At 65.7% G+C, this 16,985-nt stretch carries 13 protein-coding genes; 11 read left to right on the top strand and 2 right to left on the bottom strand.

Features of this window, described 5'->3' with window-relative positions; all coding sequences use genetic code 11:
- Positions 1–56 precede the first annotated feature (56 nt).
- Positions 57–2,291 (top strand): CHASE2 domain-containing protein, encoded by a 2,235-nt coding sequence (locus tag AC066Y_RS12595; protein WP_478274143.1) that lies wholly within the window; start codon positions 57–59, stop codon positions 2,289–2,291.
- Between the two features lie 207 nt (positions 2,292–2,498).
- Here the strand turns inward: AC066Y_RS12595 and AC066Y_RS12600 are convergent, their stop codons facing one another.
- Positions 2,499–4,106 carry an ABC transporter substrate-binding protein gene (locus tag AC066Y_RS12600; RefSeq protein ID WP_478274144.1) on the bottom strand — a complete coding sequence of 536 codons (1,608 nt, stop codon included), beginning with the start codon at positions 4,104–4,106 and terminating at the stop codon, positions 2,499–2,501.
- A 210-nt stretch (positions 4,107–4,316) separates the two neighbouring features.
- On the opposite strand from AC066Y_RS12600, the gene AC066Y_RS12605 reads away from it, so the two are divergent.
- The 7 genes from AC066Y_RS12605 (at position 4,317) to AC066Y_RS12635 (ending at position 11,722) form a co-directional block, all read left to right on the top strand.
- Positions 4,317–5,969, top strand: coding sequence for an ABC transporter substrate-binding protein (locus tag AC066Y_RS12605; RefSeq protein WP_478274145.1), 1,653 nt, complete (start codon positions 4,317–4,319; stop codon positions 5,967–5,969).
- Positions 5,970–6,167: 198 nt separating this feature from the next.
- On the top strand, positions 6,168–7,121 hold the full coding sequence (locus AC066Y_RS12610; RefSeq protein WP_176528672.1) for an ABC transporter permease: 954 nt from the start codon (positions 6,168–6,170) through the stop codon (positions 7,119–7,121).
- Positions 7,122–7,195: 74 nt separating this feature from the next.
- Positions 7,196–8,074: an ABC transporter permease gene (locus tag AC066Y_RS12615; RefSeq protein ID WP_478274237.1), complete on the top strand. Its 879-nt coding sequence runs from the start codon at positions 7,196–7,198 to the stop codon at positions 8,072–8,074.
- Positions 8,075–8,077: 3 nt separating this feature from the next.
- Positions 8,078–9,151, top strand: a complete 1,074-nt coding sequence (locus AC066Y_RS12620) for an ABC transporter ATP-binding protein (protein WP_478274146.1) — start codon at positions 8,078–8,080, stop codon at positions 9,149–9,151.
- The gene (locus AC066Y_RS12625; protein ID WP_092119665.1) at positions 9,148–9,339 is read left to right on the top strand and encodes a hypothetical protein; all 192 of its coding nucleotides are present in this window, start codon (positions 9,148–9,150) and stop codon (positions 9,337–9,339) included. The genes AC066Y_RS12620 and AC066Y_RS12625 overlap by 4 nt, the downstream gene beginning before the upstream one ends.
- The gene (locus AC066Y_RS12630) at positions 9,336–10,748 is read left to right on the top strand and encodes an amidase (RefSeq protein WP_478274147.1); all 1,413 of its coding nucleotides are present in this window, start codon (positions 9,336–9,338) and stop codon (positions 10,746–10,748) included. The genes AC066Y_RS12625 and AC066Y_RS12630 overlap by 4 nt, the downstream gene beginning before the upstream one ends.
- On the top strand, positions 10,745–11,722 hold the full coding sequence (locus tag AC066Y_RS12635; protein ID WP_478274148.1) for an ABC transporter ATP-binding protein: 978 nt from the start codon (positions 10,745–10,747) through the stop codon (positions 11,720–11,722). Before AC066Y_RS12630 ends, AC066Y_RS12635 begins: the two co-directional genes overlap by 4 nt.
- Here the strand turns inward: AC066Y_RS12635 and AC066Y_RS12640 are convergent.
- Positions 11,719–12,627 (bottom strand): LysR substrate-binding domain-containing protein, encoded by a 909-nt coding sequence (locus AC066Y_RS12640; RefSeq protein WP_478274149.1) that lies wholly within the window; start codon positions 12,625–12,627, stop codon positions 11,719–11,721. The genes AC066Y_RS12635 and AC066Y_RS12640 overlap by 4 nt on opposite strands.
- A gap of 112 nt (positions 12,628–12,739) precedes the next feature.
- Here AC066Y_RS12640 and AC066Y_RS12645 point away from each other — a divergent pair, with 112 nt between their 5' ends.
- The 3 genes from AC066Y_RS12645 to AC066Y_RS12655 all read left to right on the top strand — a co-directional run bounded on the left by AC066Y_RS12645 (position 12,740) and on the right by AC066Y_RS12655 (position 16,754).
- A complete protein-coding gene (locus AC066Y_RS12645; protein ID WP_478274150.1) occupies positions 12,740–13,540 on the top strand; it encodes an acyl-CoA thioesterase domain-containing protein in 801 nt (266 codons plus the stop codon).
- A 143-nt stretch (positions 13,541–13,683) separates the two neighbouring features.
- The gene (locus tag AC066Y_RS12650) at positions 13,684–15,435 is read left to right on the top strand and encodes a type I secretion system permease/ATPase (RefSeq protein WP_478274151.1); all 1,752 of its coding nucleotides are present in this window, start codon (positions 13,684–13,686) and stop codon (positions 15,433–15,435) included.
- Positions 15,432–16,754: an HlyD family type I secretion periplasmic adaptor subunit gene (locus AC066Y_RS12655; protein WP_478274152.1), complete on the top strand. Its 1,323-nt coding sequence runs from the start codon at positions 15,432–15,434 to the stop codon at positions 16,752–16,754. Before AC066Y_RS12650 ends, AC066Y_RS12655 begins: the two co-directional genes overlap by 4 nt.
- Positions 16,755–16,985: the final 231 nt, after the last annotated feature.

Consider the following 16,985-nt stretch of genomic DNA (forward strand, 5'->3'; position numbering starts at 1 on the left):
CATTGCGCAACGTCTGCTCGATTGGAACAACTCGCCGCGCGTGATATCCAGACGGTATGAGACGGCTGAAGGCGATACGAAGGTGGTTCGGACGGCGCTTCGGCTATGCGCGGCTGGCCTGCGTGGCGCTTTTGATCGGCATTGCCGCGCTGCGGATCGCGGATCCGGCTCCGGTTCAGGAGCTTCGCGTCAGGACGTTCGACACCTTCCAGGTGATCGAACCCCGCCAGAAGACCGCGCGGCCCGTCACCATCGTCGATATCGACGAGAAGAGCCTCGCTGACCCCCGGCTCGGGCAATGGCCGTGGCCGCGGACGCGGCTTGCCGACATCGTCATCAACCTCACCCGGCTCGGCGCCGTGGTGATCGCGTTCGACGCGGTGTTCTCCGAGCCCGACCGCCTCAACCCCGATATCGCGGCCGATACGTTCAGCAGCCTTGATGAGGAGATGCGCGCCAGGCTGCGGCAGCTGCCGAGCAACGACAGCATCCTGGCCGACGCCATCAAGAACTCGCGTGTGGTGCTCGGCGAGTCCGGCGGCCCCAACGTGCGCGCCGACCTCAACGAAAAGCTGCCGGTCACCGGGCTTGCGATGCTCGGCGAGGAGCCGCAGAGCTTCATGTTCCAGTTTCCGGGATTGTTGCGCAACGTGCCGGTGCTCGAGGAGGCCGCGGCCGGACGAGGCCTGTTCACGATCAGGCCGGAACGCGACGGCATCGTCAGGCGGGTGCCGATGATGATGGTCGCGCAGGGCATCACCATGCCTTCGCTGACCTTCGAAATGCTGCGGGTGGCGGGCGGCTCGGGCACCATCCTGATCAAGGCCGACAAGGCCGGCATCCAGAGCCTCGGTATCAAGGGCTTTGCGATCCCGACCGATCTCTATGGCCAGCTCTGGATCCACTACGCACGGCGTGACCCTTCGATCTACGTCTCGGCCGTCGACGTGCTGGATGGGCGGGTCCCGCCGGACCGGATCGCCGGCAAGCTGATCCTGATCGGCACCTCCTCAGTCGGGCTCAACGACATCAAGACCACGCCAGTGACGCCGGCGATGCCCGGTGTCGAGGTTCACGCTCAGGTGCTGGAGAGCGCGCTGACCGGCGACGTGGTTTCGCAACCGAACTACGGCATCGGCATCGAGTTCTTCGCTGCGCTGATCATGGGGCTCCTGGTCATCGCCTTCGCGCCGAAGTTCGGCCCGATCACGCTGGTCGTCGTCGGCGGGTTGTTTGCCTCGGTGCTGATCGGCACCTCCTGGTATTTCTACTCCCAGCACCGGCTCCTGATCGACTTCACCTATCCGCTGATGTCGACCACGGCGATCTATCTCACCCTGATCTTCTCCGCCTTCGTGCGCGAACAGCAGCAGCGCCGGCAGATCAGGTCGCAATTCGTGCAGTACATGTCGCCCGCGCTGGTCGAGCAGTTGGCGCAGGCGCCGGAGCGGCTTGTGCTCGGCGGCGAAGAGCGCGAGATGACCATCATGTTTTCGGACATGCGCGGCTTCACCACGATCTCGGAAACCTACAAGAGCGATCCGCAGGGCCTCACGGCGCTGATGAACCGTTTCCTCACTCCGCTTTCCAACGCGATCCTTGCTCGCAAGGGCACCATCGACAAATACATGGGCGACGCCATCATGGCGTTCTGGAACGCGCCGCTCGACGACAAGCAGCACCAGCTCAACGCCTGCGACGCCGCGCTCGACATGCTGGAACGCGTCGACGACCTCAACCGTGAGCGCGAGCGGGAGGCAAAGGAGGGCGGCCACATCTATGTGCCGCTCAACATCGGGGTCGGTCTCAACACCGGCACCTGCGTGGTCGGCAATATGGGGTCCGATGTGCGCTTCGACTATTCGGTGTTCGGCGACAGCGTCAATCTGGCCTCGCGGCTGGAGGGGCAGTCCAAGGAGTACGGCTTCCCGATCATCGTGGGATCGAAGACCGCGCTCGCGGTGAAGGAGAAGTTCGCGATCCTCGAACTCGACTTCATCATGGTGAAGGGCAAGAAGGAGCCCGAGGTGATCTATGCGATCGCCGGCCGCGAGGACGTGGCCGGTTCCGGCCGCTTCCAGCGGCTGCGCAACCTGACCATCGAAATGCTCGCCTGTTACCGCAGCCGTGACTGGGACGGTGCGCTCGCCGCGATCGAGCGTGGCCGCAAGACCGACGAGGCGCAGACGCTGCAATATCTCTACCGCCTCTACGAGGCGCGCATCCGCGCCTTCCAGAAGGAGCCTCCGCCGGACGATTGGGATGGCGCCTTTGCGTTGACGACGAAATAGGCGACGCAAAACCGGCGTTGTCCCTGCTGACGACGAAATGGATGCCACAAACGCAGTGTCGTCCCGGCGAAGGCCGGGACCCATACGCTGCGGCCGGCGCAAAGGGCAAGCGGCCAGACGGCTTTCCAACAACGCCTGGTCGTGATTATGGGTCCCGGCCTTCGCCGGGACGACGGTGGAGAGGTTTACGCGGCGACGACCAGAGACCTACTCCAGTCCGATCTGCGTCAGATCCTGGAACCAGTGCTGCGCCTGCACGAAGGTCTTCACCTTCGGCGACAGCGCGTGCGGATTGGTGTCGTGCACCACCCACACCAGCGCGGCATCGTCGACGATCAGCGCGTGCGCCTGCGCCAGCAGCGCATCCTGTTTCGCGCTGTCGAAGGTCTGTTTGGCCTCGTCGATCAGCGCGTCGACCTTCGGATTCTTGTAACCGCCCCAGTTGACGCCCGTCGGCGCCACCTGGCCGGAATGGAAGAAACGCACGATGGCGTAGAGCGGATCCGAGGTGACATAGGCGATGTTGTTGGCAGTGATGCCGGCGTTCATCTCGTCGGCGGCGCCCTTGCGCCAGTGCGAATAGAGTGTCTCGAGCTCGACCACCTTGAAGTCGATATCGATGCCGATCTCCTTGAAGCTCTGCTGCAGGAATTCGTTCATCGGCAGCGACAGCATCTGCCCGGTGCCGCCCTGGGCGATGATGAAGGTGGTCTTCAGCGGCTTGTCCCTTGAATAGCCGGCTTCCTCCACCAGCTTTTTGGCGGCCGCGAGGTCGTATTTCAGTTCGAAGCTCGGCTTGCCGAACCACGGGCTCGACGGGTCGACCTGGCCCTTGGCCGGCTTGGCCAGGCCGTTCATCAGGCCAACCACCGCATCGCGGTCGATCGCGAGGTTGAGCGCCTTGCGCAGGCGGATATCGGTCCAGGGCGAACCCGGCAGCACGCTCAAATGATAATTCCAGACATGCGGCGTCACATTGTCGACGATTCTCATGCCGGCGGCCTTGAGCTGCGGCACGGCGTCGGGCGCCGGCGTTTCGATCAGGTCGACCTGACCGGCCAGCAGCGCGTTGGTGCGGGTCAGCGCCTCCGGCATCGGGATCAGGATCATCTTGTCGACCTTCGCCAGCCGCTTCTTGTCCCAATAGTCCGGGTTCTTGGTCAGCTCGGCGAGTTCGCGCGGCACCAGCTTGGTCAGCTTGAACGGGCCGGTGCCGGAGGGCTGGCTGGCGAACTTGTCCCAGTCCCTGCCGAGCTTCTCATATTGCGCGGGGCTCGAGACCAGGAACCAGAGCATCTGGTAGGGGAAGAAGGAGTCGACCGTCTTGGTCGTGATCTCGATGGTCTGGTCGTCGATCTTGGCGTAGCTCGCGACCGAGGGCAGCCGGGTCTTGACCTGCGCGCTTTGCCGCTTGTCGAATTGCGGTGCCTTGTCGTTCAGCACCTTGTCGAGATTCCAGATCACCGCGTCGGCGTTGAAGTCGCTGCCGTCGTGGAATTTGACGCCCTTGCGCAAGGTGAAGCGCCACTTGGTCTTGTCGTTGTCATCGACCTTCCATTCGGTCGCAAGCCCGGGCACCAGTTTGCCCGGCCGGTCGGCAACGTCCATCTCCCAGGCCACCAGCGGATCGTAGATCGTGTAGGCGGTGAACTGATAGGCGCCGGCGCCGCGATCGGGCTGGCCGGTCGTCAGCGGAATGTCAGCCATCGAAATGCCGTAGCGCACAATGGACTCTGCTCGCGCTGAGGTAGCCGGCCAGCCCGCGGTCAGGGCGAGCGCCATTGCCGCCGTCAGGATCGAATTGCGCGCGCGCATATGAAGGCTCCGTTGGTGGGAAGTCGGGGCCAAATCCTGCAAGCATGATGCCAGAATAGGCATCTTCGCACGGTTCAGGCGCGAGGTGGGAAGAAATGACGCGCCCAGCGGTTATTTGCTGAAGAACTATTCCCCTTGGCACAGGCATTGCATACGCTTGCCCAAGAAATAATCACTAAAACGTCACCAGACTTCGAAGGGGTTGCTCAGATGCGTAACAGGAAGACCAATGCGACGGCGATCATGCTGGCGCTTGCGATCGCCAATTGTGTGCCGGCGATCGCCAGCGCCGAGACCGTGCTGCGCATTGGCATGACTGCTGCCGATATTCCGCGCACGCTGGGGCAGCCCGACCAGGGTTTTGAGGGCAACCGCTTTACTGGCCTGACGATGTATGACGCGCTCACGATGTGGGACCTGTCGTCGTCGGACAAGGCGAGCGCGATGATCCCGGGCTTGGCGACCGAGTGGAAGGTCGACGATGCCGACAAGACCAAGTGGGTCTTCAAGCTGCGTCCCGGCGTCAGCTTTCACGACGGCTCACCGTTCAATGCCGACGCCGTGGTCTGGAATGTCGACAAGGTGCTGAAGCAGGACGCGCCGCAATACGATGCGAGCCAGGTCGGCGTCACCGCCTCGCGCATGCCGACCTTGGTCTCGGCGCGCAAGATCGACGACATGACGGTGGAACTGACCACCAAGGAGCCGGACAGCTTCCTGCCGATCAACCTCACCAATCTGTTCATGGCGAGCCCGGCCAAGTGGCAGCAATTCTACGACAAGGCCGAAGGTGCCGACGCCAAGGCGAAGTCGCAGGCCGCGTGGGCGGCGTTCGCCAAGGACGCTTCGGGCACCGGCCCGTGGAAGATGTCGAGCTTCACCCCGCGCGAGCGGCTCGAGCTGGTGAAGAACGAGAATTACTGGGACAAGGCCCGCGTGCCGAAGACCGACAAGATGGTGCTGTTGCCGATGCCCGAGGCCAACGCGCGCACTGCGGCGCTGCTGTCGGGCCAGGTGAACTGGATCGAGGCGCCGGCGCCCGACGCGCTGCCCGAAATCAAGCAGCGTGGCTTCAATCTTTATTCCAACGAGGAGCCGCATGTCTGGCCGTGGCAGTTCTCCCGCGTCGAAGGATCGCCGTGGAACGACATCCGGGTCCGCAAGGCCGCCAATCTCTGCGTTGATCGCGAAGGGCTACGTGACGGCCTGCTCGCGGGGCTGATGGTACCGGCCAGCGGCACGTTCGAGCCCGGCCATCCCTGGCGCGGCAACCCGACCTTCCAGATCAAGTACGACAAGCCGGCCGCGCAGAAGCTGATGCAGGAGGCGGGCTTCGGTCCGAACAAGAAGCTGACGGTCAAGATCCAGACCTCGGCGTCGGGTTCGGGCCAGATGCTGCCGCTTCCGATGAACGAGTATCTGCAACAGGCTTTGGCCGAGTGCTACTTCGATGTGCAGCTCGACGTCATCGAGTGGAATACGCTGTTCACCAACTGGCGGCGCGGCGCCAAGGATCCGTCGGCCAACGGATCGAATGCGACCAACGTCACCTATGCGGCGATGGATCCGTTCTTCGCGCTGGTGCGCTTTCTGCAATCGGGCATGGCGCCGCCGGTCTCGAACAATTGGGGCTTCATCAACAATCCGAAGTTCGATGAGCTGGTGAAGAAGGCCCGCCAGACCTTCGAACCGGCGGCGCGCGACGCCGCGCTCGCCGAACTGCACGCCGCCTCGGTCGACGATGCGGCGTTCCTGTACGTCGCTCACGACGTTGCGCCGCGCGCGATGAGCCCGAAGGTCAAGGGCTTTGTGCAGCCGAAGAGCTGGTTCGTCGACTTCTCGCCGGTCTCGGTCGTGCCGTGAGATAACGCGCGGTGCTCTTAGATACCCTCTCCCCTTGTGGGAGAGGGTGGCTTCGCGAGAGCGAAGCAGGGTGAGGGGTTGTCTCCGCGGGCGCTCCTCGCTGAAATGAAATGACTGTATCCGCGGCTAGAACCCCTCATCCGGCGCGCTCTGCGCGCCACCTTCTCCCACAAGGGGGGAAGGAAGAAAGAACCCAACGTGCTCGCCTATACGTCCAGACGGATCGTCTACGTCATTCCGATCGTGCTCAGCGTTGCGCTGGTGTGCTTCCTCTTGGTGCACATCACGCCAGGCGATCCGCTGGTCGCGGTGCTGCCGGCCGATGCCTCGCAGGAACTCGCCGCGCAATTGCGCAGCGCTTACGGCTTCGATCGCCCATTGCCGGTGCAGTTTGGCCTGTGGCTGTGGCGCGCGATCCATGGCGATCTCGGCAATTCGATCGCCACCGGGCGGCCGGTGCTGTCGGAAGTGATGCGTGCGGTCGGCAACACCGTGATGCTGGCGATTGCGGCTGCGATGATCGGCTTCACGCTCGGCCTGCTGTTCGGGCTGATCGCCGGCTACTTCCGCGACACCTGGGTCGACAAGGTCGCGACATCAGTTGCCATCGCCGGCGTCTCGCTGCCGCATTACTGGCTCGGCATGGTGCTGGTCATCATCTTCTCGGTGCAGCTCAACTGGCTGCCCGCGGTCGGCGCCGGGCCCGGCGGCTCCGGCGCCTGGGCGTGGGACTGGGAGCATCTGCGCTATCTGGTGCTGCCGGCGATCACCACCTCGGTGATCCCGATGGGCATCGTCACCCGCACGGTGCGCGCGCTGACCGGCGACATCCTGAGCCAGGATTTTGTCGAGGCGCTGCGCGCCAAGGGCCTGCGCGAGACCGGGGTATTTCGTCACGTCATCAAGAACGCGGCCCCGACCGCGCTTGCGGTGATGGGTCTGCAACTCGGCTACATGCTGGGCGGCTCGATCCTGATCGAGACGGTGTTCTCCTGGCCCGGCTCGGGCCTGTTGCTGAACTCGGCGATCTTCCAGCGCGATCTGCCGCTGCTGCAGGGCACGATCCTGGTGCTGGCGCTGTTCTTCGTGCTGCTCAACCTCCTGGTCGATATCGCGCAGGCCGCGATCGATCCGCGCATCAAGCGGAGCTAGAGCATGATCCGGAAAAGTGGAGACCGGTTTTCCGCGAAGATCATGCTCCAACTAAGAGTCTTCCCATGAGTGCGATGTCGGATACTGCATTGCAGGCCGCGCCCGTGACCAAGGCGCGCGGCTACTGGGCGACCGTTGGGCGCCGCATCAGGCGCGACAAGGTCAGCATGGCCTGCGCCATCATCCTGGCTCTGATCTTCGCCTCCGCGCTGCTGGCGCCATGGCTGCATCTCGCCGATCCCTATCAGGGCTCGATGATCCGTCGTCTCCGCCACATCGGCACGCCGGGCTATCCGCTCGGCACCGACGAGCTCGGCCGCGACATGCTGGCGCGGCTGATCTATGGCGGACGGCTGTCGCTGGTCATCGGCATCCTGCCGGTGATCCTCGCCTTCATGATAGGCACCTCGCTCGGCCTCGTCGCCGGTTACGTCGGCGGCAAGCTCAACACCGCGATCATGCGCACCGTCGACGTGTTCTACGCCTTCCCGTCGGTGCTGCTGGCGATCGCGATCTCGGGTGCGCTCGGCGCCGGCATCACCAATTCGATCGTGTCGCTGACCATCGTGTTCGTGCCGCAGATCACCCGTGTCGCCGAAAGCGTCACCACGGGCGTGCGCAACATGGATTTCGTCGAGGCGGCGCGCGCGTCCGGTGCCGGTCCCTTCACCATCATGCGCGTCCACATGCTCGGCAATGTGCTCGGCCCGATCTTCGTCTACGCCACCGGCCTGATCTCGGTGTCGATGATCCTCGCCGCCGGTCTCTCCTTCCTCGGGCTCGGCACCAAGCCGCCGGAGCCGGAATGGGGCTTGATGCTGAACACGCTGCGCACCGCGATCTATGTCAATCCATGGGTCGCGGCGCTGCCGGGTGCGATGATCTTCGCGGTCTCGATCTGCTTCAATCTGCTCAGCGACGGCATGCGCAGCGCCATGGACATCAGGAACTAAGGCATGAGCGAAGCCAAACTTTCCGTCGATATGCTGGAGCCGGTCGCCGATATCGGCGGCGCCGCGCAGCCGCTGCTGCAGGTCAAGGGACTGACCAAGCACTTCCCGGTGCGCGGCGGGCTGTTCAGCCCGCGCAAGACCGTGCGCGCCGTCGACGACGTCAGCTTCGCGGTCATGAAGGGCGAGACCGTCGGCATCGTCGGTGAATCCGGCTGCGGCAAGTCGACCACTGCGCGGCTGTTGATGCACCTGATGGCGCGCGATGCCGGCGACATCATCTTTGACGGCCGGCAGGTCGGCCCGGCGCTCTCGCTGCGCGATTTGCGGCGCGGCGTGCAGATGGTGTTCCAGGACAGCTACGCCTCGCTCAACCCGCGCCTCACCATCGAGGAATCGATCGCCTTCGGACCAAAAGTCCATGGCATGGCCGATGATACGGCGCGGACGCTGGCGCGCGAACTGCTCGGCAAGGTGGGCTTGCGGCCGGAGATTTTCGCCAACCGCTATCCGCACGAAGTGTCCGGCGGCCAGCGCCAGCGCGTCAATATCGCCCGCGCGCTCGCGCTGTCGCCGCGGCTCGTGATCCTCGACGAGGCGGTTTCTGCGCTCGACAAATCGGTCGAGGCGCAGGTGCTCAATCTGCTCGCTGACCTGAAGCGTGAGTTCGGCCTGACCTATCTTTTCATCAGCCACGATCTCAACGTGGTCCGCTACATCTCCGATCGCGTGCTGGTGATGTATCTCGGCGAGGTCGTCGAGCTCGGCCCAGTCGACTCGGTCTGGGAGGCGCCAGCGCATCCCTATACCCGCGCGTTGCTGGCGGCGATGCCGTCATCCGATCCCGACAGGCGCACCGAGGTGCCGCCGATCTCGGGCGATCCGCCCAATCCGATCGATCCGCCGGCCGGCTGCCGGTTTCACACCCGTTGCCCGTTTGCGGAGCCGCTCTGCGCAAACGACACGCCAAAACTCAGCGATCTCGATACAATGGGCCATCAAGCGGCGTGCTACATGGCCATTGCTGGCTCGGGGCACAGCCGCGCGCCGGCAAAAGCACAAGGAGAAAACGCGGCATGACCAGACCAACTCCCAAAGACGTCAAGGTGATCGCGCACGTCGCCGACGTGCCCGCCGATGACGATGTCGCCACCCGCATCGCCAACTCGATCGGGCCGGCATTCGACGGCTTCGCGCCGATCTCCGGCACGCTGCCGTTCGATCTCGAACCCGCGAGCTTCCTGCTGGCCCAGAAGGTGTCGAAATGAGCACCGAACCGGCCCTGATGACGCTGACCGCGGTCGCCAAGGCGATTGCTGACAAGAAAGTCTCTTCGCATGAGGTGACGCGCGCCGTGCTGCATCGCATTGCGGAATGGCAGCCGCGCCTCAACGCCTATATGGCGATCGAATCCGAACAGGCGCTTGCGGCCGCCACCGAGGCCGATGCCGCGCTCGCCAAGGGCAACAGCCGCGGCCCACTGCACGGCGTGCCGCTGGCGCACAAGGACATGTATTACGAGGCCGGCAAGGTCGTGACCTGCGGCTCGCTGATCCGCCGTGACTTCGTGCCGAAGACGACCGCGACCGCGTTGCAGCGTCTGAAGGATGCCGGGCAGGTCCGGCTCGGCTCGCTGCAGATGGTCGAGTTCGCCTATGGGCCGACCGGCCACAACGTGCATTACGGCGCGGTGCGCAATCCCTGGAACGTCGAGCACATCACCGGTGGCTCGTCGTCGGGCTCGGGCTCGGCGGTCGCCGCGCGGCTCACCTTTGCTGCGCTCGGTTCCGACACCGGCGGCTCGGTCCGCATGCCCGCGCATTTCTGCGGCGTCACCGGCCTCAAGACGACGGTCGGCCGCGTCAGCCGCGCAGGCGCGATGCCGCTGTCGCAGTCGCTCGATACCGTCGGTCCGCTGGCGCAAACCGCGGAGGATTGCGCGCTGCTGCTCGGCCTGATGGCCGGCGCCGACCCTGAGGATCTGAGCGCGTCGACGCAGCCGGTGCCCGATTATCTGGCCGCGACAAGACAGTCGCTGAAGGGTCTCAAGATCGGCGTGCCGACGGCGTTCTATGTCGACGACCTCGATCCCGAGGTCGCGCGCATCCTCGACGAGACGGTGGCCACCCTGAAGAAGGAGGGCGCCGAGATCGTCAAGGTCGAGCTGCCCGATCAGCGCCAGCTCAGCGCGGCGTCGCAACTGGTGCTCGCGGCCGAGGCCGCGGCCTACCACAAGCGCTGGATGATCGAACGGCCGCAGGATTACGGCGCACAGGTCCTGATGCGGCTGCAGAACGGCCTCACCATTCCCGCGGTCACCTATCTCGAGGCGATGCGCTGGCGCGGACCCGCGCTCGCTGCGCACAACGCGGCGGTCAGCGGTGTCGATGCGGTGATCGCGCCGTCGGCCCCGGTGCCGGCGCCGACGATCGCCGAGAGCGACGTCGGCAATGGCCCGGGCGCTGAAGCGGTGATTCAGCGGCTGACGCGGTTCACCCGGCCGGTCAACTATCTCGGCCTGCCGTCGCTCTCGATCCCCTCGGGCTTCACCAAAACGGGTCTGCCGGTCGGCATGCAGCTGATCGGCCGCTCCTTCGAGGAAGCGGTGTTGCTCCGGATCGGTGCCGCCTTCCAGCGCGCGACCGACTTCCACGCCAGGGTGCCCAAGCTCGCATGACCAGTCTCGTCGAGATCAACAACCTCAACATCCGCTTCACCGGAGATCGCACGGTCCATGCCGTGAACGATCTCAGCCTACAGCTCGGCGAGGGCGAGGTGTTGGGGCTGCTCGGCGAGTCCGGCTCGGGCAAGAGCGTGACGCTGCGCGCGCTGATGCGGCTGTTGCCGAAGAAGCGCACGCAGATCACCGGCAGCGTCAATGTGCTCGGCCGGGACGTGCTGGCGATGGATGACGAGGCGCTGTCCGCATTCCGCGGCCAGACCGTCTCGATGATCTTCCAGGAGCCGGCGCTGGCGCTCGATCCGGTCTACACCATCGGCCGCCAGATCGCGGAGACGGTGATGCGCCACGAGGGCAAGAGCGAGCACGACGCCACGGCGCGCGCGCTCGAGATGCTCGAAGTGGTGCGGATCCCGTCCGCGAAACGAAGGCTCGATTCCTATCCGCATGAGATGTCGGGCGGCATGCGCCAGCGTGCGATGATCGCGCTGGCGCTGGCCTGCAAGCCGAAGATCCTGCTCGCGGACGAGCCGACCACCGCGCTCGATGCCACCGTGCAGATCCAGATCCTGCTGCTGCTGCGCGAGCTGCAGCGCGAGTTCGGGATGTCCGTCATCTTCGTCACCCACGACATCGGCGTCGCCATCGAGATCTGCGACCGGGTCGCGGTGATGTATGCCGGCCAGATCGTGGAGCAGGGCGCCTTGCGCGATATCGTGCGCACGCCGGTTCATCCCTATGCGAAGGGCCTGCTGGCCTCGACCATTCACGGCGCGATGCGCGGTCAGCGGCTCGAGACCATTCCTGGCACGCCGCCCTCGCTCGATCACGCGCCGGCCAGTTGCTCGTTTGCGCCACGCTGCAAGTTCGCCGAGCCGCGCTGCAGTGAACAATTGCCGCCCAGCGTGCAAACCGCGCCCGGGCATCTGGCGCGCTGCGTTCTCGCAGAGCCGGCAGTCGCCGCGGTCTAGCCCGCCCGCGCCACCGCGTCGGCGATCCAGCGCCGCACCGCCGCGATCCGCCGGTCCCGCGCCTGCTCGGTGCGGGAGATCAGGTAGATCGTCTCGTGATGCGCGGCCTCGAACGCAAACGGCGCCACGAGCCGCTTGCCGAAGCCCGGCCGCGCCTTGATCAGGGGTGCCATTGCGAGTGCCACGCCGAGCCCGTGTTCCGCAGCCTCCAGCATCGCCGGCACGCTGTCGAGCCACAGATGCCCGCGCGGGGCGAGATGCGGCAGCCCGGCCTCCTTCAGCCAGGCCGGCCACGCCCGCGGTTGCGTCGTGACATGAATCAGCACCTCGCGGGACAGGTCCGCAGGGCTCCGAAGCCCCGCCTTGACCATCGCCGGCGTGCAGACCGGCAATCCCCTGACCTGGACCAGCGGCTCGACCTTCAGCCCGGCGGCATGTTCCCGCCCGTAGCGGATCGCGACATCGACGCGCGAGCCGTTGAAGTCGGCATATTGGTGCGTGGCCTCGATCCGCAGCGTCAGTTGCGGATGCCTCCGCTTGAACTCCGGCAGCGCCGGCAGCAGCACGGCGCTGGTGAAGAACGGCAATGAGCTGATCCACAGCTCGCCGCTGGCCTCGCCGCGTTGCCGCAGCATGTCGCGGCTCGCCTCCTGCAGCGTCGCCAGCGCGGCCGACACCTTTGCAAGGTAACGTTCACCGTCCGCGGTCAGCCGCACCGAGCGCGCCCCGCGGATGAACAGCTTGGTGCCGAACTGCTGCTCCAGTCCGCGGATCTGATGGCTGATCGCCGACGGGCTCAGCGACAGGTCGCGCGCGGCACGGCGGAAGCTGAGCTGGGTTGCCGCGCGCTCGAAGGCGAGCAGCGCCGGCAGCGGCGGGATGGCCCGTGGATCCGGGGCATCCAATGGGTGAATCCTGTTCACCTGAAGTGATGAATGGCCTTTTGTCATGGCCGCTATTCTTGGATCAGATTGCCCCTACGCTCAATCCTGCTCACCTCAAGGGATCTCATCCGCCTTGGCTATCTTCGAACCGCTCGCCACGCCGCATCACTGGAAGCCGGCCGCGCTGGCGGCGGGGCCGTTCGCAGGCCTCCAGGGCGGAGCGGTCGCAAGCCTCTTGACCGCCGAGGTCGAGGCGATGGCAGGTCCGCGCAACTGGGGTACCGCGATATCGGCGTCGGCCTGGTTCCTGCGGCCGACGCCGATGGCGGAATTGCGCACGCAAGTCGCCGTCGTGACCGAGGGCGGCCGGGTCAGCGTCGTCGACAACACCCTGTGGCCGGCCGGCGAGGAGCAGCCCTGTGCGACGGTGCGCGTGACGCTGTCGCGCGAACGTGCGGTCGAGGTCCCCGGTTTTCACAGCAGCGCAGCCAACCCGGTGGATCCCACGGTCTTTCCGTTGCACAGCCCGCACGCGGTCCATGGCCGCAGCTGGTTCATGGACGCGATGGAAGCCCGTGCCGGTGGCGATGTCGCCTGGTTTCGCATGCATCATAGCGTGACTGCGGATGCCGGCCCGCTGGCGCGCGTGCTCGGTCCGGCCGACTGGACCCACGGCATCGCGCGCCCGGTGCAGAATGTGGTGGCCGACCCCAATCCGAACCTTGCGGTGCAACTGTTCCGGCCACCGCGTGGCGCGTGGATCGGCGTTCGCGCCGAGGCCCGCTGGCGCCCGGAGGCCGGGCTCGGCGTCGGCAGCGGGGTATTGCTCGACGTGGATGGCGAGATCGGCCGGGTCTCGATGTCGGTCATTCTCGTGCCCTTTCCAAGAAGCGCACCCGCCTCGAGCCCGGGTTCCGCGGCCGATCAACGCTAATTATTCCTTCAACTGTCTGTGGCATCACAAAAATAGGCCGCGAACCATGCTTTGGTTGGCGCGACTTGAAATGGACGGTGGTCGCAAACGTCTGTACAACGTGGTGATCACGTAACTCTTTTGATTTGCAGAGATCGGTTTTTATGGCAGTCGCGCCCGCTGTCCGGCGTTCCGAACTGGCTGAGGCGCTGCGCGCATGCCGCAGTGCCTTCATCGGCGTTGGCCTTATCAGCTGCATGATCAACCTGCTGTATCTGACAGGTTCGATGTTCATGCTGCAAGTCTACGACCGCGTGCTGCCGAGCCGCAGCGTTCCGACCCTGGTCGGCCTCGTCGTCATTGCCGCGGTCCTCTACATGGCCCAGGGCGTGCTCGATTTGCTGCGTGGACGGATCCTCGGCCGCGTCGGCACCTCGCTCGACGAAGCGCTCAATGCGCGGGTGTTCGACACCATCGTGCGGCTGCCGCTGATGGCCGGCAACCGCAGCGAGGGCCTGCAGCCGCTGCGCGACCTCGACAATGTGCGTTCCTTTCTCGGCAGCATGGGGCCCGGGGCGTTCTTCGACCTGCCCTGGCTGCCGTTCTACATGCTGATCTGCTTCGCATTCCATTGGTTGCTCGGCGTCACGGCGCTGGTCGGCGCCGTCATCCTGGTGACGCTGACGCTGATCACCGAATACATGTCGCGCACGCCGGCCAGGGAAGCGATGTCGCTCGCGGCGCGGCGCAACGATCTCGCCGCCTCCAGTCGCCGCAACGCCGAAGTGCTCGTGGCGATGGGCATGGCCGGGCGGATGAACAAGCGCTGGAACGAAGCCAACGAGGAATATCTGTCCGGCAACCAGCGTGCGAGCGACGTGAGCGGAGGGCTCGGTGCGGTCGCCAAGGTGCTGCGCATGATGCTGCAGTCGGCCGTGCTCGCGGTTGGTGCCTATCTCGTGATCCACCAGGAGGCCACCGGCGGCATCATCATCGCCGGCTCGATCCTGAGCGCGCGGGCGCTGGCGCCGGTCGATCTCGCGATCGCGCATTGGAAGGGCTTCGTCACCGCGCGGCAGAGCTGGCAGCGTCTCAACCGCCTGCTGCAGCAGATTCCGGCGCGGCCGGAGCAGACGCTGCTGCAGGCGCCGCAGAAGAAGCTGTCGGTCGAGGCGGTGACCATGGTTGCGCCGGGCGACCAGCGCCCCATCGTGCAGGATGTCACCTTCGCCGTCGAAGCCGGCAGCGGCGTCGGCGTGATCGGCCCGAGCGGGTCCGGCAAGTCGTCGCTGATCCGGGCGCTGGTCGGCGTCTGGGTGCCGGCGCGCGGCAAGGTACGGCTCGACGGTGCCGCGCTGGATCAGTGGTCGTCGGACCAACTGGGCCGCCATGTCGGCTATTTGCCGCAGGACGTCGAACTGTTCGCCGGCACGGTCGCGCAGAACATCTGCAGGTTCGATCCCGACGCCAAGTCCGACGCTATCATCGCGGCGGCCAAGGAGGCCGGCGTGCATGAGATGATCATCAAGATGCGCGAGGGCTACGACACCCAGGTCGGCGAGCAGGGCACTGCGCTTTCCGCCGGTCAAGCGCAGCGCGTCGCGCTGGCGCGCGCGCTCTACGGCAATCCGTTCCTGATTGTGCTGGACGAGCCGAACTCCAATCTCGACAGCGAAGGCGACGAGGCGCTGACCCGCGCGGTGCGTGGCGCCCGCGAGCGCGGCGCCGTCGTCATCGTGGTCGCACACCGGCCGATCGGCATCGAGGGCGTCGACCAGCTGCTGGTGCTCAAGGACGGCCGCATGCAGACCTTCGGGCCGAAGGAGACCGTGCTCGCGCAGGTGCTGCAGCGCGTCGCGCCGCCGGCGCCCACGCCGATCAAGATCGTCGCCGACGCGGGGGCGACCAAGTCATGAGCGACCGCATGACCGATCAGCCGCGCAACGCACATGCTTCGATCAAAAAGCACCTCGTGGTCGGCCTCGTCGTGGTCCTGGTGCTGGGCGGCGGCGTCGGTGGCTGGGCCGCGACGGTGCCGATCTCGGGCGCGCTGATCGCGCCGGGCTCGGTGGTGGTCGATACCAACGTCAAGAAGGTGCAGCATCCGACCGGCGGCGTCGTCGGCGAAATCCTGGCGCGCGACGGCGACACGGTCAAGGCGGGCGACGTCGTCGTGCGTCTCGACGAGACCGTCGTGAAGGCGAGCCTTGCGATCGTGGTCAAGACGCTGAACGGTCTCTATGCGCGTGCGGCCCGGCTCCAGGCCGAGCAGCAGGGCCTCGACAAGATCGCGTATCCGCCGCAGCTCACCGAGCAGGCGAGGGATCCCGACGTCCGCGATATCATGGCGAACGAAACCAAGCTGTTCGAGGTCCGCGTCAACGGCCGCGCCGGCCAGAAGGCGCAGCTGCGCGAACGCGTCACCCAGCTCAACGAGGAAATCGCCGGCCTGCAGGCGCAGGAAACCTCCAAGGACAAGGAGATCGCGCTGGTGCAGCAGGAGCTGGTCGGCGTCCGCCAGCTCTATGAGCAGCATCTGGTGCAGCTCACCCGCCTCACCACGCTGGAGCGCGACGCGGCGCGGCTCTCCGGCGAGCGCGCGCAGTACATTGCGTCGCGCGCCCAGGCCAAGGGCAAGATCACCGAGACCGAGCTGCAGATCATCCAGGTCGACAAGGACATGCTCTCGGAGGTCTCGAAGGACCTGCGCGAGGCCAACGACAAGATCGGCGAGTTCGTCGAGCGCAAGGTCACCGCCGAAGACCAGCTCCGCCGCATCGACATCCGTGCGCCGCAGGACGGCGTGGTGCTGCAATCGACCGTCCACACGGTCGGCGGCGTCGTCACCGCGGGCGATGCCATCATGATGATCGTGCCGAGGGCCGATGATTTGTCGGTCGAGGCCAAGGTCAATCCGCAGGACATCGACAAGCTCCAGGTCGGACAGAAGACCGTGCTGCGGCTCTCCGCCTTCAACCAGCGCACCACGCCGGAGCTGAACGGCGTCGTCACCCGCGTCTCCGCCGACGTCAACACCGACCAGCGCACCGGGCAGAGCTATTACACGATCCGCGTCTCGATGCCGCCCGAAGAAGTCGCGCGCCTCGGCAGCGAGGTGAAGATCATCCCCGGCATGCCGGTGGAAGCCTTCGTCCAGACCGGCGACCGCACCATGATGTCGTACCTGATGAAGCCGCTGAGCGACCAGTTCATGCGCTCGTTCCGCGAGAAGTGAGTTCTCGCAGAAGCTCTCGTAGCCCGGATGAAGCCAACGGGTCGCGCGAACGCGCGCCCGATGACAGGCTGCGCGAAATCCGGGGACGGTCATGCGGCGGATGCAGCTGCCCCGGATTGCGCTTCGCTTCATCCGGGCTACTGCTCTTCGCTAGATTGCAAGCTCCTTCCCATGTCGTCCCTGCGAAAGCAGGGACCCATAACCACCGTCGATCATTGCTGCGCACGGCTG

The sequence above is a fragment of the Bradyrhizobium sp. USDA3010 genome (assembly GCF_056429065.1).

Bases quoted from the DNA above. Each gene is read 5' to 3' on its own strand.
- AC066Y_RS12655 (WP_478274152.1), top strand. From the start codon at position 15,432: ATGAGCGACCGCATGACCGATCAGCCGCGCAACGCACATGCTTCGATC.
- AC066Y_RS12630 (WP_478274147.1), top strand. From the start codon at position 9,336: ATGAGCACCGAACCGGCCCTGATGACGCTGACCGCGGTCGCCAAGGCG.
- AC066Y_RS12635 (WP_478274148.1), top strand. From the start codon at position 10,745: ATGACCAGTCTCGTCGAGATCAACAACCTCAACATCCGCTTCACCGGA.
- AC066Y_RS12595 (WP_478274143.1), top strand. From the start codon at position 57: ATGAGACGGCTGAAGGCGATACGAAGGTGGTTCGGACGGCGCTTCGGC.
- AC066Y_RS12600 (WP_478274144.1), bottom strand. From the start codon at position 4,106: ATGCGCGCGCGCAATTCGATCCTGACGGCGGCAATGGCGCTCGCCCTG.
- AC066Y_RS12620 (WP_478274146.1), top strand. From the start codon at position 8,078: ATGAGCGAAGCCAAACTTTCCGTCGATATGCTGGAGCCGGTCGCCGAT.
- AC066Y_RS12650 (WP_478274151.1), top strand. From the start codon at position 13,684: ATGGCAGTCGCGCCCGCTGTCCGGCGTTCCGAACTGGCTGAGGCGCTG.
- AC066Y_RS12605 (WP_478274145.1), top strand. From the start codon at position 4,317: ATGCGTAACAGGAAGACCAATGCGACGGCGATCATGCTGGCGCTTGCG.
- AC066Y_RS12625 (WP_092119665.1), top strand. From the start codon at position 9,148: ATGACCAGACCAACTCCCAAAGACGTCAAGGTGATCGCGCACGTCGCC.
- AC066Y_RS12615 (WP_478274237.1), top strand. From the start codon at position 7,196: ATGTCGGATACTGCATTGCAGGCCGCGCCCGTGACCAAGGCGCGCGGC.